Source organism: Marinomonas posidonica IVIA-Po-181 (assembly GCF_000214215.1).
Lineage (GTDB): Bacteria > Pseudomonadota > Gammaproteobacteria > Pseudomonadales > Marinomonadaceae > Marinomonas > Marinomonas posidonica.
This window is the reverse complement of sequence record NC_015559.1, coordinates 3189998-3210362: the sequence shown is the minus strand read 5'-3', so window position 1 is coordinate 3210362 and position 20365 is coordinate 3189998. Positions and strand designations below refer to the sequence as shown.

17 protein-coding genes are annotated in these 20365 nt (G+C 44.7%); 7 read left to right on the top strand and 10 right to left on the bottom strand.

The window, feature by feature from the left end; genetic code table 11:
• Positions 1 to 153 precede the first annotated feature (153 nt).
• The 5 genes from MAR181_RS14755 (at position 154) to kduD (ending at position 5482) form a co-directional block, all read left to right on the top strand.
• A complete protein-coding gene (locus MAR181_RS14755) occupies positions 154 to 1035 on the top strand; it encodes a carbohydrate ABC transporter permease (RefSeq protein ID WP_013797398.1) in 882 nt (293 codons plus the stop codon).
• Positions 1036 to 1037: 2 nt separating this feature from the next.
• Positions 1038 to 1946 (top strand): carbohydrate ABC transporter permease, encoded by a 909-nt coding sequence (locus tag MAR181_RS14750; RefSeq protein WP_013797397.1) that lies wholly within the window; start codon positions 1038 to 1040, stop codon positions 1944 to 1946.
• A 9-nt stretch (positions 1947 to 1955) separates the two neighbouring features.
• Positions 1956 to 3095: an ABC transporter ATP-binding protein gene (locus tag MAR181_RS14745; RefSeq protein WP_013797396.1), complete on the top strand. Its 1140-nt coding sequence runs from the start codon at positions 1956 to 1958 to the stop codon at positions 3093 to 3095.
• Positions 3096 to 3175: 80 nt separating this feature from the next.
• Positions 3176 to 4462 (top strand): ABC transporter substrate-binding protein, encoded by a 1287-nt coding sequence (locus MAR181_RS14740; RefSeq protein ID WP_013797395.1) that lies wholly within the window; start codon positions 3176 to 3178, stop codon positions 4460 to 4462.
• 261 nt (positions 4463 to 4723) lie between these two features.
• Positions 4724 to 5482 carry a 2-dehydro-3-deoxy-D-gluconate 5-dehydrogenase KduD gene (gene kduD, locus MAR181_RS14735; protein WP_013797394.1) on the top strand — a complete coding sequence of 253 codons (759 nt, stop codon included), beginning with the start codon at positions 4724 to 4726 and terminating at the stop codon, positions 5480 to 5482.
• A 103-nt stretch (positions 5483 to 5585) separates the two neighbouring features.
• Here the strand turns inward: kduD and MAR181_RS14730 are convergent, their stop codons facing one another.
• The 9 genes from MAR181_RS14730 to MAR181_RS14690 all read right to left on the bottom strand — a co-directional run bounded on the left by MAR181_RS14730 (position 5586) and on the right by MAR181_RS14690 (position 18203).
• The gene (locus tag MAR181_RS14730; RefSeq protein WP_013797393.1) at positions 5586 to 7199 is read right to left on the bottom strand and encodes a TRAP transporter large permease; all 1614 of its coding nucleotides are present in this window, start codon (positions 7197 to 7199) and stop codon (positions 5586 to 5588) included.
• A gap of 15 nt (positions 7200 to 7214) precedes the next feature.
• Complete coding sequence (locus MAR181_RS14725; protein WP_013797392.1) at positions 7215 to 7892, bottom strand: TRAP transporter small permease; 678 nt, start codon at positions 7890 to 7892, stop codon at positions 7215 to 7217.
• Positions 7893 to 8046: 154 nt separating this feature from the next.
• Positions 8047 to 9039, bottom strand: a complete 993-nt coding sequence (locus MAR181_RS14720; RefSeq protein WP_013797391.1) for a TRAP transporter substrate-binding protein — start codon at positions 9037 to 9039, stop codon at positions 8047 to 8049.
• A 263-nt stretch (positions 9040 to 9302) separates the two neighbouring features.
• On the bottom strand, positions 9303 to 11384 hold the full coding sequence (locus tag MAR181_RS14715) for a tRNA(Met) cytidine acetyltransferase TmcA domain-containing protein (RefSeq protein ID WP_013797390.1): 2082 nt from the start codon (positions 11382 to 11384) through the stop codon (positions 9303 to 9305).
• A 53-nt stretch (positions 11385 to 11437) separates the two neighbouring features.
• Positions 11438 to 13393 (bottom strand): methyl-accepting chemotaxis protein, encoded by a 1956-nt coding sequence (locus tag MAR181_RS14710; protein ID WP_245546168.1) that lies wholly within the window; start codon positions 13391 to 13393, stop codon positions 11438 to 11440.
• A 439-nt stretch (positions 13394 to 13832) separates the two neighbouring features.
• On the bottom strand, positions 13833 to 15317 hold the full coding sequence (gene prpD / locus MAR181_RS14705; protein ID WP_013797388.1) for a 2-methylcitrate dehydratase: 1485 nt from the start codon (positions 15315 to 15317) through the stop codon (positions 13833 to 13835).
• 30 nt (positions 15318 to 15347) lie between these two features.
• On the bottom strand, positions 15348 to 16475 hold the full coding sequence (gene prpC, locus MAR181_RS14700; RefSeq protein WP_013797387.1) for a bifunctional 2-methylcitrate synthase/citrate synthase: 1128 nt from the start codon (positions 16473 to 16475) through the stop codon (positions 15348 to 15350).
• Positions 16476 to 16614: 139 nt separating this feature from the next.
• The gene (prpB, locus tag MAR181_RS14695) at positions 16615 to 17493 is read right to left on the bottom strand and encodes a methylisocitrate lyase (RefSeq protein WP_013797386.1); all 879 of its coding nucleotides are present in this window, start codon (positions 17491 to 17493) and stop codon (positions 16615 to 16617) included.
• A 14-nt stretch (positions 17494 to 17507) separates the two neighbouring features.
• A complete protein-coding gene (locus tag MAR181_RS14690) occupies positions 17508 to 18203 on the bottom strand; it encodes a GntR family transcriptional regulator (protein WP_013797385.1) in 696 nt (231 codons plus the stop codon).
• A gap of 239 nt (positions 18204 to 18442) precedes the next feature.
• On the opposite strand from MAR181_RS14690, the gene MAR181_RS14685 reads away from it, so the two are divergent.
• Together MAR181_RS14685 and MAR181_RS14680 are read left to right on the top strand one after the other, a co-directional pair.
• A complete protein-coding gene (locus MAR181_RS14685; RefSeq protein WP_013797384.1) occupies positions 18443 to 18703 on the top strand; it encodes a DUF5062 family protein in 261 nt (86 codons plus the stop codon).
• Between the two features lie 133 nt (positions 18704 to 18836).
• Positions 18837 to 19580 (top strand): DUF1826 domain-containing protein, encoded by a 744-nt coding sequence (locus tag MAR181_RS14680; RefSeq protein ID WP_013797383.1) that lies wholly within the window; start codon positions 18837 to 18839, stop codon positions 19578 to 19580.
• A 53-nt stretch (positions 19581 to 19633) separates the two neighbouring features.
• Here the strand turns inward: MAR181_RS14680 and MAR181_RS14675 are convergent, their stop codons facing one another.
• A complete protein-coding gene (locus MAR181_RS14675) occupies positions 19634 to 20359 on the bottom strand; it encodes an SDR family NAD(P)-dependent oxidoreductase (RefSeq protein WP_013797382.1) in 726 nt (241 codons plus the stop codon).
• Positions 20360 to 20365 lie beyond the last annotated feature (6 nt).

The following is a 20365-nucleotide window of genomic DNA, read 5'->3' as shown; positions in this document are numbered from 1 at the left end:
GAAAAGAGAAGTGATAGAAGAATTGATCAAAAAAGCAAAATCATTATTTTTGAAAAAGCATTTCAAAAAAATGATTTAATTTGTTGTAAAAATGAAATTGCTCATCTAATATCGAAATGCAACCTCAATAACAACAAAATAGAGTTGATCAATATGTATGAAAATCGACGGTTAGGTTTGGCCTATATCAGCCCGTACATTATTGGATTGCTGGTTTTTACCGCTTTTCCATTTTTGTCGTCATTGATCATTAGTTTCACCGACTATGATCTGATCAATCCCCCTGAATATATCGGTTTAGAAAATTATCGCTATATGATGGATGATGATACGTTCTATAAATCCATGGGCGTTACCTTTGCTTATGTTTTCCTCACGATTCCTCTTAAGCTGGCGTTTGCTCTCTTTATTGCTTTCGTTTTGAACTTTAAATTACGCGGTATTAAGTTCTTTAGAACCGCATACTATATTCCTTCCATTCTTGGTAGCAGTGTCGCCATTGCGGTGTTGTGGCGCGCCATCTTTTCTTTAGATGGTTTGTTAAATAGCTTCTTGGGGATTTTTGGCGTGGAGCCGATTTCTTGGCTGGGCGAACCTGTGTTTGCGATGTTTTCTGTGACCTTGTTGCGAGTCTGGCAATTTGGTTCGGCCATGGTGATTTTTTTGGCGGCATTGCAAAGCGTGCCTCAATCTCAGTATGAAGCGGCGATGATCGATGGCGCCTCTAAGTGGCAGATGTTTACTAAGATCACGGTGCCTTTGATCACACCTGTAATCTTTTTCAATTTCATTATGCAAACCACTCAAGCCTTCCAAGAGTTTACCGCGCCTTATGTGATTACCGGTGGTGGGCCAGCCAAATCCACTTATTTGTTCTCACTCTACATTTATGAAACCGCCTTTAAGTATTTTGACTTGGGTTATGGCAGTGCCTTGGCATGGGTGTTGTTTGTGGCCGTAGCGATCTTCACCGCGATTTCCTTTAAGTCTTCTAAATATTGGGTGTTTTACTCTGGCGATAAGGGGGGTAAGTAATCATGAATAAAGTATCAATGGATCCGTCAGTAAGCGGAGTGGTCGATAACACTCGTTACCTTAGAATCGAGATGCGTAAACAGAAAATTGGCGCGGCGATTCGCTATATCATTTTATTGTTTTGCGGTTTGGTGATGCTCTATCCCTTGTTTTGGATGTTCTCTGCCGCTTTTAAACCGAACCATGAAATATTCAGTTCCTTAAGCCTTTGGCCAGCCGAATTTTCGTTGGATGGTTTTATTAATGGTTGGAATACAGGCACGGAATACACTTTTGGGCGGTTCTTTTTGAATACCTTTTATTACGTGGTGCCAAAGGTTATTTTGACGGTGATTTCTTCGGTGATTGTCGCCTATGGTTTTGCGCGTTTTGATATCCCATTCAAGAAGTTTTGGTTTGTCACCTTGGTGGCGACGATTCTACTACCCACGTCTGTTTTATTGATTCCACAGTATTTGATGTTCCGTGAAATGGGCATGCTGGACAGCTACATGCCATTGTATTTACCAATGGCCTTTGCGACTCAAGGTTTCTTCGTTTTTATGTTGATTCAGTTCCTGCGGGGCTTACCAACAGATATGGAAGAAGCGGCCATGATTGATGGTTGCAACTCGTATCAGCTGCTTTGGTACATAGTGGTGCCTATGTTGAAACCGGCGATTATATCGGTCGCTCTGTTTCAGTTTATGTGGTCGGTGAACGACTTCTTAGGGCCATTAATTTATATCTCCAGTGTCGAAAAGTACCCCATTGCCCTCGCGTTAAAACTCTCCATTGATGTGACGGAAGGCACTCAGTGGAATGAAATTCTTGCTATGGCATCCATTGCCATCGTTCCGTCAATTGTCGTTTTCCTTATTGCGCAAAATTACTTTGTGGAAGGAATCACGTCCGGTGGTGTTAAAGGATAGGTCGTTATTATGTCTAAAGTTGTACTCGAAAATTTAACCAAGGTGTATTCGAACGGTTTTAAAGCGGTTCACAGCATTAATCTTGAAATCGAAGACGGTGAATTCCTGGTGGTCATTGGACCATCGGGTTGTGCCAAATCAACCACATTACGTATGTTGGCTGGGTTGGAGTCCATTTCGGATGGCGCCATCAGCATTGGCGGTCGTATTGTCAATAATTTGCCCCCGAAAGATCGTGGCATTGCCATGGTGTTTCAGAATTACGCGCTTTATCCACACATGAGTGTTCGTGAAAACTTAGGTTTTGGTTTGAAATTGGCGAAGGTCAGTAAAGCGGACATTGAGAAACAGGTGAATGAAGCGGCTGAATTACTTGAATTAACACCATTGCTTGACCGTTTACCTCGTCAATTATCTGGTGGTCAAGCGCAACGTGTGGCAGTTGGTCGCGCCATCGTAAAGCGCCCACAAGTTTTCTTATTTGATGAGCCCTTATCGAACTTGGATGCCAAATTACGAGCTTCTATGCGGGTGCGTATTTCGGATTTACATAAGACGCTGAAGGAAACCAATCGTTCCGCTACCAGTGTTTATGTCACCCATGATCAAACAGAAGCCATGACCATGGGGGATCGTATTTGTGTGATGAAGGACGGCCATATCATGCAAGTTGATACGCCAGCCAATTTGTACAAATACCCTAAAAATTTGTTTGTTGCTGGCTTTATTGGTGCGCCAGAAATGAACATGGTAGAAGCAAAGCTGAGTGCTAATGAGAATGATGAATATCAGTTGGCATTGGCATCACAGACCTTGATGTTACCTGCGTCAAAGGCTCAGAAAGTGGTCGCTAAATTCACCGAAGATACTGTGTTTGGTATTCGTCCTGAATTCATTAAATTGGCTAATGATAATTCGCCAAAAGGTGAGGTGGTGAAAGGCATTGTGATTCGCATGGAAAACATGGGAGCTGAGTTTTATGTGCACTTTTCGGTTGATGGTGAGAAGAAGGAAATGTGTGCTCGGGTTCCTTCGGATGTGGTCGAAGCACAATTATTAGATTCAAAAGGTAAGGAGCAGTGGTTTCATTTTGAAATGAATAATGCCCATATCTTTGATAAGCAAACTGAGGAAAACATTTCTCTTTAATGGATTTTGGAGGTCTCTAGGTGATTGTCTTGGTGGCTCTGAAAAAGTTGAAACAGTGTGATAAAACGAGGAAAGCAAGCATGAAAATAAAAACAATAGCTATGTTAGTTGGGCTGGCGTCAGCGGGTTCAATGGTCAGCACCCATGTCAGTGCGGAAGATCTGCGAATGTCATGGTGGGGAGGGAATTCTCGACATGCCGCTACCAATAATGCGGTGAAGGAATATGAAAAGCAAAACCCAGAGACCAGTGTGAAAACAGAATACACTGGGTGGGGGGGGCACTTAGAACGTTTAACCACTCAGATTGCAGGTAATACAGAGCCAGACCTTATGCAGACCAACTGGAATTGGATGCCCATTTTCTCTCGTCGTGGTGACGGTTTTAAAGACCTCCGTCAATACAGTGATGTGTTGGATTTGAGCCAATTTGATGACGCCGCTCTGGCGGCTGGCACCAATAATGGCGTCTTAAACGGCATTCCCATTTCGATGGCGGCACGGATCTTTTATTACAACAAGGACACTTGGGATAAAGCCGGTTTGCCATACCCTGTTTCTTGGGATGACTTCATGAAAGCCGGTCCGGTATTCAAAGAAAAGCTGGGTGAAAAATTTTACCCATTAGTGCTTGAAGGCCGTGATGTGATTGCTATGAACCGTTCTTACATGGTTCAAAAATATGGCATTCCAATGATCGATGAAGACAATAAGAAAATTGCCTATTCAGATGAGCAAATGTTGGAGTTCTTCAAGCTTTATGAAGACATGGTGAAAAACCATGTGGCACCAAGCAGTAAGTACATTGCCGGTTTTGGTGCCGCCAATCTGTATGAGCACAAGCCTTGGATTAATGGTGAATGGGCTGGCTTGTATATGTGGAACTCTGCCATTAACAAGTACAACGATAACCTGATGCCTCCTATGTCTCTTGAACTGGGTTTTTACCCACAAATGAAGGGAGCGAGCGATGCTGGTTTGTTTTATAAACCTGCACAAATGTTCTCAATTGGTAAAAACAGCGATCAACCAGAAGAAGCGGCGAAACTGCTGAACTTTATTCTTAATGAGCCTGCGGGATATAAAGCCATGGGGTTGGCGCGTGGGGTGCCATTAAGCTTGGCTGCTCGTCGTGCTTTGATGTTGGATGGCACCATCAAAGATACGGATTTATCCGTTTCAGGCTTAGCGCAAATTAACGACCTGCCGAAAAAGCTACAAACTTCTGCTTACTTTGAAAACCCACAATTTGTTAGCTTGTTTCAAGAGCTGATTGAAAAAATGGACCAAGGTGACCTGTCTGTTGAAGAGGCCGCAGAAGACTTTATCAAAAAGGGTAACCGTATTTTACGTCGTGCGATGCGGTAACGGGAAAGGCGGGCAGTACGGATTTGCGCAGGCAAAAACGTGCTGCACTTTGATTCTGGACTGCTCGCCAGTGGGCGGTGACGCTTGTCTATGTTCTGAATTCAATTCATAAAAGTGTCGCTGAGAATGGAATGGATGCTCTCTACGGGAAATTAATAAAACATTGTTTCTATAAAGTTGAAAAAATGTTTTCTTGTGTTATTCTGATTTCATCATGAGGCATTTCGCTGTCTCAGCGCGGGTTTTTATTAGGTGATTTTTATGAAAGAGATGTTTGATCTAAGCCACAAGGTGGCCATAGTAACGGGTTGTAATACGGGCTTAGGGCAAGGGATGGCATTGGCGCTGGCAAACGCGGGGGCGGACATTGTGGGGGTGAATCGTAGTGACCCTAAAGAGACAATGGCGTTAATGTCAGCAACCGGGCGTCAATTTCATAGCATCATTGCCGACATGAGTAAGGTTGAAAGTGTTGATGCCATCATAGATGAAGCCGTTAAGACGTTCGGTCATGTGGATATTTTGGTGAACAATGCGGGGATTATTAGACGTAATGATGCCATTGAGTTTACTGAAAAGGACTGGGACGATGTGATGGACGTGAACATCAAATCGGTTTTCTTTATGTCACAAGGTTTTGCCAAACAAGTCATTTCTCAAGGCTGCTCCGGCAATATTATTAACATTGCGTCGATGTTGTCCTTTCAAGGAGGGATTCGTGTGCCCTCTTATACGGCTTCCAAAAGCGGTGTGATGGGGGTCACAAAACTGCTGGCAAATGAATGGGCTCAGCATGGTATCAATGTGAATGCCATTGCACCGGGTTATATGTCGACGAACAACACTCAAGCATTACGTGCGGACGAAGCGCGCTCAAATGAGATCCTGGCTCGTATTCCGGCGGGCCGCTGGGGATTGCCAGAGGACATGGCAGGCCCTGTGGTATTTTTAGCATCAGACGCATCACGTTATGTGAATGGTTATACCATAGCCGTCGACGGCGGTTGGTTAGCGCGTTAAGGTTGATATTTTCATCTGTTCAAAAAAAAGAGCCTATAGGCTCTTTTTTTATGACTGTTTTGTACCTCCAAAGTGTCCACAGAACAGTTTGGAGGTAAGGCGATTACTGCACGATCTCTGGTCCCATAATGCTGTAAGGCAAAGCCGTAGACAATGCTGGGATATAGGTCACGAGTACTAGGAACACCATCAAGACAAGTACGAATGGCATGGCCGCTTTCACTACACGAGCCAAGCTCATGCCAGTGATGCCTGACGTCACGAAGAGGTTCAAACCAATTGGTGGCGTGATCATACCGATTTCCATGTTAACAACCATGATGATACCCAAGTGGATAGGGTCAACACCTAACTCCATCGCAATTGGGAAAACCACAGGCGCGACAATTACCAACAAACCAGATGGCTCCATGAACTGACCACCGATTAACAGCAGAATGTTCACAGCAACTAGGAAAGTAAACCAGTTAAAACCAACCCCAAGCATCCACTCTGTGATCATTTGAGGGATACGTTCTGCCGACAAGGTGTGAGCAAACAACAAGGCGTTAGCGATGATGAACATCAACATCACAGTGGTTTTTGTCCCTTCTAACATCACTTTACGAGACTCTTCACCAAACAAAGATGGGAAGAAACCACGTAACATCATCGACAAGTTACGTCCCCAAATGGGTAAGCCGGCAAGGAAACAAGCGGAGATGGACTCTTCTAGTTTGCTAGAACGCTTATAAACGTAGAAGACGGCCAATAGGGCTGACATGATAAGACCCCAAATCGCACGATCGCCACCGGTAATGGTTTCGTTGTCCGATAGGGCAAAGAAAGACATGATTTCCCATACAAGGAAGAAGGAAACACCATATACCATGCCGTTGAAGCCAACTCGTGCATGAGTGGTGTCATCGTCATTGGTCCAGGTTTTGCCTTTTAAAGGTCCCATGTCACGGTAAACGAATAACGCAATGAACATGGAGTAAACCGCAGCAACCACAGCCGCTTCAGTTGGGGTAAACACACCACCATAAATTCCTCCCATGATGATGACAACCAAGAACAAGCCCCAGCCAGCGTCTTTACCACCACGAATGAGATTGCCAAAGCCTTTCCACTCTTCAGCAGGCAGTTTCTTGATGCGTGCTACCACATAAATGGCCAGCATCAACATACCGCCAGCCATCAAACCTGGAATGACACCCGCGAGGAACATACGACCAACAGAAACGTCAACCGAAGCGGCGTAAACCACCATTACAATCGAAGGTGGAATCAAAATACCAAGCGTACCTGCGTTAGCAATGATGCCAGACGCAAACTCTTTTGAGTAACCTACTTGGCGCATACCAGCAATCGCAATGGTACCAATGGCAACTACGGTGGCTGGGGAAGAACCAGATAAGGCGGCAAACATCATACATGCCAAGACTGATGCCATCGCCAGACCACCACGGAAGTGACCGACACTGGCAATGGCAAAGTTAATCAGACGCTTTGCTACTCCACCAGTCGACATGTAAGACGAGGCAATGATGAAAAACGGAATCGCTAATAGTGTGTAATGCTGACCCACACCGAATAAAGAGATTGCCACAGACGACAAGGAGTCGTGGGAGAAAAAAGTAATAAATAAAATGGACGATAAGCCCAAGGAGATACCAACAGGCAAGCCGATAAACAGCAAGATTAGTACCATAGAAAATAGAATAATGGATTCCACAATTAAGCTCCTGAGCTAGTCTTTCAAGACGTTTTGGTTTTCTTTGACAAGGTCTTGTGCCTCATGGCCGCTGATTAGCATGTCGCGTTTGCCGCGGGCAATGCTAATAAAGGCTTGTAGAGAGCGATAAGACAGGAGTGCCAAACTGATTGGAAGAATCACCAAAACGATCCAGCGCTGGATACGTGGACGTACACCAAACATTTCTTGAATGAATTCAGGGTAACGCAGTTCTTCTGAACCAATGCCGATACGGAACATTTTCGACCAGTACTCGATTGCACCGCCTTTTACATCCACACCAAGCATGGCTAACCAAGTAGAATCCAATAGGATCAAACCGTATAGCATAGCCGCTGCAGCACCAAACAGAGATAAGGCTTTTGTAATGCGCTTTGGCACAGCGTTTAAAACAATGTCGACACCAATATGAAGATTGGTTTTGATGCCATAGCTCATGCCCAAAAGGATCAACCAAGAGAAGGCAATAGTATTAAATTCTAACGCTGCGTCCCAACCTGTGTTGAAACCATAACGTGCGATAACTTGACCAAAAGAGACGGCCATAATGGAAGAGATCACAAGGATCAATAAATTTTCTTCTGCACGAGCCATTACTTTTGGGAAGCGTCTTTCAAGGGCCCAAAGAATGAGGATGAAGAAAAGTAAGTATAAGTGTGGCCAATATGCCATGGGGGTCTCCTAATTTACGTGGAGCGAAACAAATAAAAGCAGCATGTGGCGTGTTTGTGAGACGTTATGGCCAGATGAGTTTTGGCGAAAGAAGTACACATTTAAAACCACAAAGAGCTGACCCAAAGGGTCAGCTCAGCAGGATCAAGTTAACTTAAGCACCCGCCGCAGCGTTGATTAAGTCTTTACCAATGTAGCTTTCGAATTGTTTCCAAACCGGCTTCATTGTTTCTACCCAGACTTGTAGCTGTTCTGGCGTCAAAGAATTGATCTTACCGCCAGCTTTTAGAATGTTGGCACGGTTGGCCGCTTCTTTCGCTTTAACAGATAAGTTGGCTTCTTGCGTAACCGCGTCTGCGATTGCAAGGAATTGTGTGCGATCTTCGGCAGACAAGCTGTCTAGGAACTCAGAAGAGGTCATGAACAAGTACGCCAACAATTGGTGGTTGGTTTCGGTAACACTGTCTTGTACTTCGAAGAATTTCTTCGTGTAGATGTTAGACCAAGTGTTTTCCTGACCATCGACAACGCCAGTTTGCAATGCACTGTATACTTCAGAGAATGCCATCGCCTGTGGAGATGCACCCATTGCTGAGATCATTTGTTTTGCAACATCAGACGTTTGTACACGGAATTTAAGACCTTTTGCATCGCTAGGCTTGATTAGTGGTTTGTTGGCAGAGAAGTATTTCATACCAGACATCCAGTAACCTAGACCAACAAAGCCTGCGTAATCATCCATTTCAAGAAGAAGTTTTTTACCTTCTGGCGTTTTAGTGAAACGGATAGCGTGATCCATGTCTTTAAAGATGAACGGTAAATCAAATACACCGTATTTGTCAGTGTATGAACCGAACTTAGACAATGAAGGGGCGAGTAGTTGAACGTCGCCTAATAGTAGGGCTTCAAGCTCTTTTGAATCACCAAAAAGCGTTGAGTTAGGAAACACCTCTACACACAATTTGCCGTTCATTTCTTTGTTAACACGATCTGCGAAGCTGTTGGCTGCAACGACTTTAGGGTGAGTGGTACCGCCAGTAACGTGACTGAATTTGACGACACGCTCACCTGCATCACAGTTTGCTAATGCTGTATTAGCAGAAAACGCAAGGGCAAGAGAGGTTAGAGCAAGACTGATTTTTTTCATTTTTATAAAACTCCAAAAAGCGTATTTATTATTGTTGCCGGATATGGTTACCGGATTTTTAGCCCTGAATGGGCCGCGCAAAATTAAAGATTGCTAGAGGGGTTATTTACACATTTCGTGCCAAATCTTTAGATTTTTGTTTAAGATATTGAATATAAAGGTTTTTTAGGTTTTTTCTGCGTGCGAAGTGAAATGGCCGGAGGTTGTTTGTGGGGGAGACTTGGCACATGGTGTGTGAAGTGATGGGTGGCTAACCGCCTATTTTAGCCTTTAAAAGGCTTTTGAAAGTTTGATAAATGGCTTTTGAAGGTTTGGTAAATGGCTTTTTTACCATCTAACTGAGCCTTTCTTTGGTTACTTGATAAATTTCGTCCTAATGCGGCTTCTAACATCAGTAGATGGCTTGGATCCTTAGCATCAAGTTGGTTGCTAATGGCTAATTGGTAGCAGGCCTTTAAAAAAACGGGACGGATGCTGTCGAAAGGCTTGTGATGATTTATAAATAAGGCTAATTCGTTTTGTTCTTGTAGGCTAAGTTGGGCTAAGCTCGGCAAACCAATTTCGCCATTGCTTCCAGCAAGGATTTGCAGCACCAAATCGCTTGGCAGGTCATGGTATTGCAGCAACAGATTCAGAGTGAATTTTTCAAGAAAGCGTGTTTGCCATTTTATGCTAATGGTTTTGGCGGACTGGTTAAGTGATTTCACCATCATAATGGAGTAGCTGCCACTGGCGTGATCTTTAGAGGTGCCCAAGCGCACAATACGATAGCCATTTTTTAGCCAGAAGTGCAGTACATCTGGCGTTGCAGCAAAACTGGTGCAAAGAAAATCACACTCTGGTGGTGCGGATTTTTCTATTTTTTCAAGCAGTTTACTGCCATAACCAAGGTTGTGTTGATGTGCTTGAGTGGCAATTCGGCTGATGCGCCAAAAGGACTGTTTTCCTGCTTCTGCTATGCCTTCATGTGCGAGTAAGGATTGTGGTACCAAATGGCCTCTGGGGCGGCGTTTACCTTCCATGACCGCTTGATTCAAGCTATCTGATAAGCCTCCTTCTGCCGACACAATGGCCAGAGATTGCAACGCGTTTTCATGGCTCAACGTATGGATCGAAAGCGAAGGATCATCCAACATCCAACGTAAGTTATCGGCTGAGGTTTGGTAATGTGCATTGGCTAACAGCTGGAAGGCATGATTTAGCTGATGGGGTTGTTGTAACCAATCTTTTGCGCACAAAGCCTGATATTGAAGCGTTTCAATTGGGTATTTAGTCATCGGTTCATTAGGCATTTCGCTGCCTAAAAAGAGGGTGTTATTCAGCCATTTTTCAAGTGGGTCATTTTTCCCCCATCGGATAGGTTGATCCAATTTTAAGTGGATAACTCCCTGCTTGGATCGGCTTTTTAATTGCTTCAAATGCTTAGTGAAACGGATGCCAAAGCCTTTTCCTATCCCTTCATAGCCATAGTCTGTGGTACTAAAGACGCAGTGTTTGGCTCGTTTGGCCAATTCAATAAGTATGGGAATGGGGAACATAGCGGCTTCATCGACGATTAAAACATCCCATTGTTGTGTGTCTGAGAGTAAAGCGTCAGCGGCATAGAAAGGCCATTTTGCAGAGAGCGTTTGCTGCTTTAGGCTTCGTTCAAATTGTGCTTTTAACGTTCCAATGGCGTCTTGGTTAGGGGCGACTAAAGCAAGGTTGAGCGACGTTTGAGACAGTTTTGCCAGTGTATCGCCTAGCAAGGTGGATTTACCTCGCCCTCGAGCCGCAGAGAGAATGTAATGATCTGCGTCTAGGTTAAGAAGCTGGTTCTGGGCCTGCTGCTGTTGCGAGGTTAGCGTGATGTTTTGTGACCAAACCGGCAACGCCGTTAAGGGGGCTTGCTGTTCTAGGCTTTCTTGGAACGGGCTAGTGGTTCCCTGTAACTGCGACCATAAATAGTCTTTAAAATACGAGTGAACTTGTTCGGGTTGGTATGGCCAAGGCAAGTAACGAGATAAATCCTCATCAAGGCAATCGTGCCAGTTACCGTTGGGTAGTCCCAAGGCAAATAGACCGCCGCCACGAACCGTTCCAGCAAGAATGGCTAATGCACTAGCAGAAACACCTTGAGTGAGATCGATTAATACCGCTTCTTGAGTGCTGCCTAGCAACTGACGAGCCTGTTTAAAGTTGCAGGTTTGATATAAACCTTGATTGAGTTGGTCGTAGGGCTCGGGATCTTGAGTACAGATGAGAGGCGTATTAAGTCTTTGGCTTAGATGTGAAAATTCTGACAACAGTTGTTGGCTTGTCCCTCTTAATATAAAGCAGCGGCGATGGTGGTCAGAATGGGTCATAAAAATCTCCTATAGCCGGAGTATGATACTGCGGCTATAGGAGGACGCCAATGTTATTTTATGGTGAAACTTGATAAGTCATGTTGTAGGGTGTTAGCCAATTGTTCAATGTTCTGGCTGTGCCCTTGTGACGTATTGGCCATGGTTTGAGTTTGTATGGCGGCATCTTGCAAGTCTTCTGCATTTCGACGAATTTGAGTGGACGCGACACTCTGTTCTTCAGTCGCTGCAGCAACATTGCTGATGCCCATCTCCACATCTTGAATGGATGTCAGGATATCGTTTAATAGCTGGTCAGCGGTATGTGTTTGCTCAATGCTATTGCGTACTTGTTCAGAACCTTGTTCCATGTCCATCACGGCCGATTGACTATTAGCTTGAAGCTTATCGACCACGTTGCGAATTTCTTCTGTCGACGTTTGCGTGCGTTGGGCTAGCACGCGCACTTCATCGGCTACTACCGCAAAGCCTCGTCCTTGCTCGCCGGCACGAGCCGCTTCAATGGCAGCATTCAGAGCTAATAAGTTGGTTTGTTCGGCAATGTTATTAATCACAGTGACCACTTCGCCAATGTCTTTTGAGCTGTGTTCAACCGTTTTGATGGTATTGGATGCTTTAGTAAAAGCCGACGACAGCATGCTGACGGTTTCTTCCACTTGTTTCACCGCATGGTGTCCTTGAGTTGTCAAGTGTGACATTTTTGCGGATTGTTCCGATACTTGATTGGAGCTTTGCGCCACTTCTTCGATTGACGTTGATATTTGAGTGATGGCCGAACTGACTTGAGCACTCGCATCCTGGCTGGCATTTGCGCTTTGTACTAAATCGCTGTTTGCATTCGAAATGCCTGAAGTTGATGCCAATAAAGCTTCACTTGAGGTTTGAATGTTCGTTATCAGCTTGACTAAATTATCACGCATTTTAATGGCATCAACTTGTAAGGCATCGATCTCATTATTGCTGTTTTTGCTGGCATGTCGCTGGAAGCGGAACGCCAGGTTGCCATGACCAAGTTGCTCCATCGCCGACGACATTTCTTTTAATGGTGACAGGGCGCTTCGAATGAACACAATAAGAATTAAGCTAAGGGCAAATGCTGTAATGACCACAATGATGGTCATTATTAATAGAACGTGATTCACTTCCTCAGCGTATTCATCATCATACGTCTTCAGTGAAACCACCCAATTCCATTTTGGAACAGACTGGAAAAGTACTTTAGAGGGGCGGGCTTTATCGCCTTTTCCAGCAACTTTTAGAGAATAATGAATAACACCCTTGTCAGATTGATAGAGTTTTTTAAAGGTGCTGTTAAGCTTTGGCTGAAGGCTGTACAGTCCTTTGCCTTCACTGGTTGGGTGAATGAGCAGTTTTCCTTCCTCTTTTCCTCTGCCTTCCGTAACAAATACATAACCGGTTTTGCCAAACCGCATACTATTTATTGAATGACGTAGTGGTTTAAGGACGCTATCAAAGGGAAATAATAATTCAATGTATAAGCCCGTTTGATTGCTTAGGGGTTTATAAATAGCAAAATAGTCTTGCTGGTTTATTTCATTACGGCCAACAAAAGTTCGTTTATTATTTAGGGAAGATCGGCCTTTATTGTTGGCGGAAATCGAGACGGGGAGTTGTTTGTTGGATTGAGCGATACGATAAAATCCACCATTTTTGGCCATGATGATACTGGTATCCGCGCCAGCGGCTTTGGCAAAATTCGTTATAAAGTCCGATTGACCATTTAGCGTTTCACCATGCAGTGTCAGTGACGGAATGGTTTGATTGGCTAAGGTCATGGTCTGATTATAATTTGTTTCGACCTCATTCAGACTGAAATCAAGCATATCGGCATTATGCAAGGAGATTTGTTTGAATGAATCATAACGACTGTTAAGGCGATTAACGACGAGTTCAATTTCTTTTTCTTGATGGCTGGTAACAATGCCACCAATTTGGCTTTCAAATAACCCCCCAATAATGACGACTAAAGCGATAGATAGTAGCAACACTGCGATGAGAGTTCCAAGCCCAAGCTTTTTGGGAAGAGAGGCATACTTTATTGTAGAAAACATTTATGGTTAGTCCTTTCATATAGAAAAGTTGATTTTTCATAATGATTTTCATCATTATTTCCTCTTTGTTATGTAAATTAAATTTACATAACTTTGCGATTATCTTAAACAATTAAGTTTATATCTAGTTGTTTTAAATGAACAAAAGGTTACATCTTATGATTAACTATAAATAAAAATTATTAAGATTTTCGTTAAAAAGGCGCCAATCTAAACATTAAAATAGGGCAATTTTTTAGGGTAGAAGCTAGTAGAAGGGGACGATAGTTTGAAGCTAGAGAGCTAATTTGTTCTATAGGGAAATAGGAAGGGGTGGAAGCTTCCCTAGGCTAAATGCCACATAATGGCCTAGGAAAGCGCATTGTTGAAAGGCTGGTTAGATGACAAACAAATCCATGAAGCGATTCACTTGTGTCTTTTCTAACTCAGTTTGATCTTTACAGAGAGTATAAATTTGCTGACAACGAGCGCTTGGGAAGCGCGTTGCAAGGTTGGCTTGGAACTTTTGTTCCAGTAATGGAATGCCATCTTGACGACGACGACGGTGCCCAATTGGGTATTCCACCACCACTTCTTCCGTGTGGCTGCCATCTTTAAAGAAGACTTGAATGGCATTGGCTATGGAACGCTTGTCGGCTTCTAAATACTCAGCCGTAAAGCGCTTATCTTCGATAATGTCCATTTTATCTCGCAAGATATCAATAATAGGGTGAGATTGATGGAAGTCATCTTCGTAATGTTCTGCGATCAAGTTTCCAAAGGCTAATGGCACCGCTGTCATATATTGCAAGCAGTGATCACGGTCGGCCGCATTGGCAAGCGGGCCGACTTTGGAAATGATACGAATCGCCGATTCATGGGTGCGGATGACGATTTTCTCAATCTCATCCAGTCGATCTTTTACCTGAGGATGCAAGGTAACGGCCGCTTCGGCGGCAGTTTGTGCGTGGAACTCCGCAGGGAAAGAGATTTTAAACAAAATGTTTTCCATGACGTAAGCATCATAGCCTTGAGAGAAAGAGAATGCTCTTTGTGCTTCAGGTTTGATGGCTTGGTCTTTATTAGTCTTGCTGAAAGAGACGTCATAAAATCCCCATTGAGGTGCCGTCAGTACACTGGGGATGCCCATTTCACCACGCATTGACATATCTGCTAAACGGACCGCCCGAGATGTCGCATCACCCGCCGCCCAGGATTTTCGAGAGCCGGCATTCGGAGCATGGCGATAAGTCCGCAGCGCCGAACCATCGACCCAAGCTTGGGAAATAGCGGCCATGATTTGTTCACGATCCCCCCCCATCATTTTTGTTACGACAGCGGTTGAGGCAATACGGACTAAAAGTACGTGACATAATCCCACTCGGTTAAAGGAATTTTCTAAGGCAATAACCCCTTGGATTTCATGTGCCATAATCATGGCTTCTAGCACATCACGCATGGTGAGTGGCGATTCGCCTTGAGCCAGTCTTTGCTGTGAAAGGTGGTCGGCAATGGCCAGAATACCACCTAAATTATCAGATGGGTGGCCCCATTCAGCCGCTAACCAAGTGTCGTTGTAGTCCAACCAGCGGATGATACAGCCTATGTCCCAGGCCGCTTTTACTGGGTCGAGCGTCAGTGACGTGCCCGGTACTCGGGCGCCATTGGGTACGATAGTACCTTGTACTATTGGGCCAAGGTGTTTGGTACATTCAGGGAATCGTAACGCTAATAACCCACAGCCTAAGGTATCCATTAGGCAATTCCGAGCCGTATCTAGGGCTTCTTGACTGCTGACTTGATAGTTCAGCACATAGTCAGCGATGTCTTGAATCACCTTGTCATAATCTGGGCGATTGTTTAAATCGACGTTAGCACTCATATCTTATCCTTATTTTAACGCTTTGATTGTTTATGGGCGATCTTCTAGCTTGATCCACTCAGCGTGATCAGGCCCTGTGTAGTCGGCACTTGGTCGAATAATACGGTTATTGGCTCTTTGCTCCATAACATGAGCGGCCCAGCCGGTGACTCGTGAACAGACAAAAATAGGGGTGAAGAGTTTGGTGGGAATGCGCATAAAGCGATAGGCACTGGCGTGGAAAAAATCCGCATTACAGAAGAGTTTTTTCTCGCGCCACATGACCGCTTCACAACGTTCTGAAACGTCATAAAGATATGGGTCACCAACGGATTCACTGAGTTTTTCCGACCATTTTTTTATGATGTCATTGCGTGGGTCACGCTCACTGTAGATGGCATGACCAAAGCCCATGATCTTTTCTTTATTTGTCAGCTTTTGTAGGAGAGCGGCTTCGGCTTCATCTGGGGTTTTCCATGGTTCTATCATGTCCATTGCGGCTTCATTGGCGCCACCGTGTAAGGGGCCTCGTAAACTGCCTATGCCGCCAGTAATGCAAGAATGCATGTCCGATAAGGTAGAGGCACAAACTCGCGCCGTAAACGTAGAAGCATTAAACTCGTGTTCAGCATATAGAATTAAAGAAGCGTTCATCACCTGGACATGCAAGGGGTCCGGTTCTTCGTCATGCAACATAGCGAGAAAGTGACCCGCCAGTGAGGGTATGTCTGGGTGGTGAGTGTCAATGCGTACTCCATGGTGTGAAAAACGATACCAGTACAGCACCATAGCGGGCAGGGTGGCGACTAAACGATCAGCCGCTGTTTGCTGTTCTGCTAAAGTCAGCTCAGGCTCAAGGTTGCCTAGAAAAGAGCACCCTGTACGCATCACATCCATAGGGTGAGCGTCTTTCGGGACCAGCTCAAGCACGGCTTTTAAAGCATCCGGTAAAGGCCGCAAAGCGATCAATTGTTGTTGATAGGCTTGTAACTCTGAGACATTGGGTAATTTGCCATAGAGTAATAAATACGCCACTTCTTCAAAGCTGGCTTTATCGGCTAAAACATCAATGTCATAGCCACGATAAGTCAGCCCTGCTGCCGCTTTACCAACGGTGCAGAGTGCGGTTTCACCAGCGCTTTGGCCTCTTAATCCTGCGCCTGTTAGTACCTTTGCCATTTTCTTTCTCCTTTATTATTTTAAAGAAAGCTCACATCACCATAGGGCTTTGTGTCTCATTCTTTTATGTGAGAATGTCGACTTTATTGATTCCTAAAATCTGTTATTTAATTGTATCTAACCAATTGCTGAATAAGACTTATTTTTGCGAGAAGAGTTTGTCTAACTTGTTCTCATAATCGTGATAGTTAAGGAACTCATAGAGTTCATTACGAGTTTGCATTTGATCCACCACAGCCTGCTGGTGGCCATCTTGTAATAAATGCTGATACACATTAAGCGCGGCTTTGTTCATGGCGCGAAAGGCACTCAGTGGATACAGAACTAGGTCGACGCCTGCGCTGGCCAGTTCTTCTTTGCTGAATAAAGGCGTGGCACCAAATTCTGTAATGTTAGCGAGCACTGGAACGTTTACTGCGCTGACAAACTCCTGATATTGCTCTAATGTCAGCATGGCTTCAGGGAAGATCATATCGGCGCCAGCTTCGACACAAGCCATAGCGCGATCAATGGCAGATTCCATGCCTTCGACGGCTAACGCATCGGTCCTTGCCATCACCACAAAGTGATCGTCGGTACGAGCATCAACACAGGCTTTTATGCGATCTACCATTTCAGCTTGACTAACAATGGCTTTATTAGGACGGTGACCACAGCGTTTTTGTTGTACCTGATCTTCGATATGGACCGCTGCCGCACCGGCTTTTTCCATTTGTTCTATGGTGCGAGCAATGTTAAAAGCGCCTCCAAACCCTGTGTCTATGTCGACCAGTAACGGCAGTTCTGAGGCGGCGGTAATTCGACGAACATCTTCCAATACATCATGTAGGTCGGTCATGCCCAAATCCGGTAGACCATAAGACGCGTTAGCGACACCGCCACCAGAAAGGTAAATGGCATGATGGCCAGTTTGTTCCGCCATCATGGCACAGTAAGCATTGATGGCACCCACCACTTGTAGTGGGGAATGTTCAGTCACGGCCTGTCTAAATTTGGCTCCAGCAGATGTCTGACTCATGGGTCTTTCCTTTTTTATTTTTTGACGGATTGAGAGTGATCGGATTGCTCCATGGCTTGTTGTAGCAAGCGAGAAGCTCGGCTAATGTGTCGGCGCATTAGCAGCTCAGCGAGATCACCTTCTTGGTTCGCAATGGCGTCTAAAATGGCCTTATGTTCTCTTAAGGCCTGACGCGGATCACTACGTTGGTCGGCGGTATGGCGACGATACATACGAATCACTGCATAGAGTTCGTGGCTTAAAAGGCGAATCAATTTACCATTACCACTGGCTTGAATGATGCGTAGATGGAAGTCTTCATTACCACCTTGTTGCGCGTAATGTTCATCTTGATTGGCGTCTAAGAAAGCCTGATGTTTGTCCAATAACTGGTAGAGGTCATTCACTTCGGCTTGCGCCATGTTGGATGCGGCCAATCGGGCGGCCATCCCTTCAAGGGCTTCGCGCATGGCAAAGGTGTCTAGCATGTCGCGAGTGTTCAGCTCGATCACCCGAGCCCCTACATTGGCAGTACGAGTGACCAAGCCTAATCCTTCAAGCTTGACGATGGCTTCTCGAAGAGGGCCTCGGGAAATACCATATTGCTTGGCCAGCTCTGGTTCTGAGATCTTACTGCCTTGCTCAATATCGCCAGCCACAATAGCGTTAATTAGATGTTGGGCGATGTCTTCTGATAGGGTCGCTGACTTAATTGGGATGATTTGGCTCATACGTAAAACGTCTTAATTGTTGACAATGTGTTTCTTTATAGTCGTGTTTTTGGCTTTTATCAAGCTATATTGTCGACAATTGTTGGTTTTTGATGCCTATCACTCGCTTTGGGTAGGCGTTCTATAAGGGATAAAATGCTTGTTGTTTCACAATATTCTATTTGTTTTGCTGGGTTTTATGTTTATATGTCGACAATCTGATGCATCATCATTACCAGCAGCAAAATAGGATAAGCCAAATGAAAAAAATGAAAAATGAGGCGGCGCTGAGCAAAAAAGCCATTCAAGTTGGAGAAAAATATGCTTTGAAGCGTGGTTATGCTGGTTTCTCTGCGACTATGTCTGCCAATGAAAAAGTAGAGGCTATTTATCGCTTGCTTGTGTTGGATAAATTGGTGGTGGCTCTGCCGGCGGATAAAGAAGACTTGCCAAACATGAAGCATAAATTGGCTTTGTGGATACAAAAGAATCTACCTAAAGACGACCCATTATTACAGTAAGGCTTTGTGAATTGTATTGAGCGAGGCATTGGCTTCGTTCAATGCGATGTTAAGAGCGCTATGCTTCTTTTATGGTTTGTTATGATATAACATTTCCTTTTGTGCTTGATATATTCACAAGGGGAGCCCATCAATGCAAGCTTGTATTCCAATATCTGAAGTCGAGTTGTCTGTTGAAGGCAATGCCATACCTTATGCTTTTCAAGATCCAGAAGAAAGGCAAGCGGGGGAATCGACTCCCATCCTATCTGAGCCAGTGTCGTTGAGTACAGTGAAGTCAGCACACAGAGAGGTGTTAGGGGATATTTATCATCGACAGATTGGCATGGCGATTTGGCAAAGGCCGCTAGGTGAAGCCTTTAAGTATGCGCATAGCTTTATCGCCCAAGCCCCCCATTTCAGCTTCAAAGGCCAAGAAAAGCCACAGCAGGCCTCTAAATTATTAGAGAGATTGTTACCGGAAGCTGAAGGCAAAGCGGTTTTTATTGAAGATGTGACGTTATTGATGGAGATGTTCGCTTGTCTGTTTGATCTACAGCAGGTCGGGCTGCGTTTGGATGTTTTATCAAAAGCCATGTGTCCTCGTTTTCATGTGGATAAAATCCCCTGCCGCTTGATTACGACTTATGCCGGAGCTGGTAGTGAATGGTTACATGAAGCGCATGTGCAGCGGGAACGATTGGGGCGTGGTGGCGATGTCAAAGATCACAACTCTGGTTTGTTGAGTCATGGCCATATTAATCGCTTAAACATGGGTGACGTGGCGCTAATGAAAGGCGAAGAATGGCCAACCTCATTAGGTCGAGGCGTGGTGCACAGATCACCTACTGCGAGCCGTGAGCAGCCACGCCTGTTTCTCAGTTTGGACATGGTGTAAGGCTAGGGAAGGTCTGGACAAGACTGACGTTCAGAAGGCTTATTCGCATCTTCCTACCACTTAATCTCTTGATGATTCCAATCCATATAGGCGGCTTGATTGTCCATCGGGATCGTATTCATCAAGGTGAGCAATTGTTGCGCCACAAAGCTTGGCGTGAAGAGTTTGTCTTGTGGCACTGAGCGCTGGAAAGGTTGCGATAAAGGTGTGTCCGTGGTGCCTGGATGAAAGGCAATGAACTTGACGTTTTTCGCGCGTCTAGCGTACTCAACTGCTGATGTTTGAATTAGCATGTTAAGCGCGGCTTTGGAGGCGCGATAACTGTACCAGCCGCCCATTTTATTGTCGGAAATACTGCCGACTCGAGCACTAAAGACTGCCACTTGTGTGGCCGATGAGCCGTTTAATACAGGCAATAGAGATTTTAGCCACAGCATAGGTGTGATGCTGTTGGCTTGAAAACTGGCAGCCATCTGGGCGGCATTAACACTCTCTATTTTTCTTTCAGGTTGCATCGTCTCGTCGTGCAGTAACCCATTACAGATAAAAACCTTATGAATCTTGCCTTGCCAAGAAGTTAAATTTTGACACACGTTTTCAATGCTTTCTTGCTGATAGTCACACTGAATAAAGCTGACTTTACCAATGTTCTGTTGACTATTTTCAGAACGCGATACGGCAATGATGCCGTTGCAATTTGGGTCTTGTTCTAAGATGTCTAGGATGGCTTGACCTATCGCACTGCTGGCACCAATGACTAACCCGTGAAAATTTGACATAGCAAA

Excerpts from the sequence above, each read along its gene's own strand:
- MAR181_RS14755 (WP_013797398.1), top strand. The coding sequence starts at position 154 with ATGTATGAAAATCGACGGTTAGGTTTGGCCTATATCAGCCCGTACATT.
- MAR181_RS14750 (WP_013797397.1), top strand. The coding sequence starts at position 1,038 with ATGAATAAAGTATCAATGGATCCGTCAGTAAGCGGAGTGGTCGATAAC.
- MAR181_RS14745 (WP_013797396.1), top strand. The coding sequence starts at position 1,956 with ATGTCTAAAGTTGTACTCGAAAATTTAACCAAGGTGTATTCGAACGGT.
- MAR181_RS14740 (WP_013797395.1), top strand. The coding sequence starts at position 3,176 with ATGAAAATAAAAACAATAGCTATGTTAGTTGGGCTGGCGTCAGCGGGT.
- kduD (WP_013797394.1), top strand. The coding sequence starts at position 4,724 with ATGAAAGAGATGTTTGATCTAAGCCACAAGGTGGCCATAGTAACGGGT.
- MAR181_RS14725 (WP_013797392.1), bottom strand. The coding sequence starts at position 7,892 with ATGGCATATTGGCCACACTTATACTTACTTTTCTTCATCCTCATTCTT.
- MAR181_RS14720 (WP_013797391.1), bottom strand. The coding sequence starts at position 9,039 with ATGAAAAAAATCAGTCTTGCTCTAACCTCTCTTGCCCTTGCGTTTTCT.
- MAR181_RS14715 (WP_013797390.1), bottom strand. The coding sequence starts at position 11,384 with ATGACCCATTCTGACCACCATCGCCGCTGCTTTATATTAAGAGGGACA.
- prpD (WP_013797388.1), bottom strand. The coding sequence starts at position 15,317 with ATGAGTGCTAACGTCGATTTAAACAATCGCCCAGATTATGACAAGGTG.
- prpC (WP_013797387.1), bottom strand. The coding sequence starts at position 16,475 with ATGGCAAAGGTACTAACAGGCGCAGGATTAAGAGGCCAAAGCGCTGGT.
- prpB (WP_013797386.1), bottom strand. The coding sequence starts at position 17,493 with ATGAGTCAGACATCTGCTGGAGCCAAATTTAGACAGGCCGTGACTGAA.
- MAR181_RS14690 (WP_013797385.1), bottom strand. The coding sequence starts at position 18,203 with ATGAGCCAAATCATCCCAATTAAGTCAGCGACCCTATCAGAAGACATC.
- MAR181_RS14685 (WP_013797384.1), top strand. The coding sequence starts at position 18,443 with ATGAAAAAAATGAAAAATGAGGCGGCGCTGAGCAAAAAAGCCATTCAA.
- MAR181_RS14680 (WP_013797383.1), top strand. The coding sequence starts at position 18,837 with ATGCAAGCTTGTATTCCAATATCTGAAGTCGAGTTGTCTGTTGAAGGC.
- MAR181_RS14675 (WP_013797382.1), bottom strand. The coding sequence starts at position 20,359 with ATGTCAAATTTTCACGGGTTAGTCATTGGTGCCAGCAGTGCGATAGGT.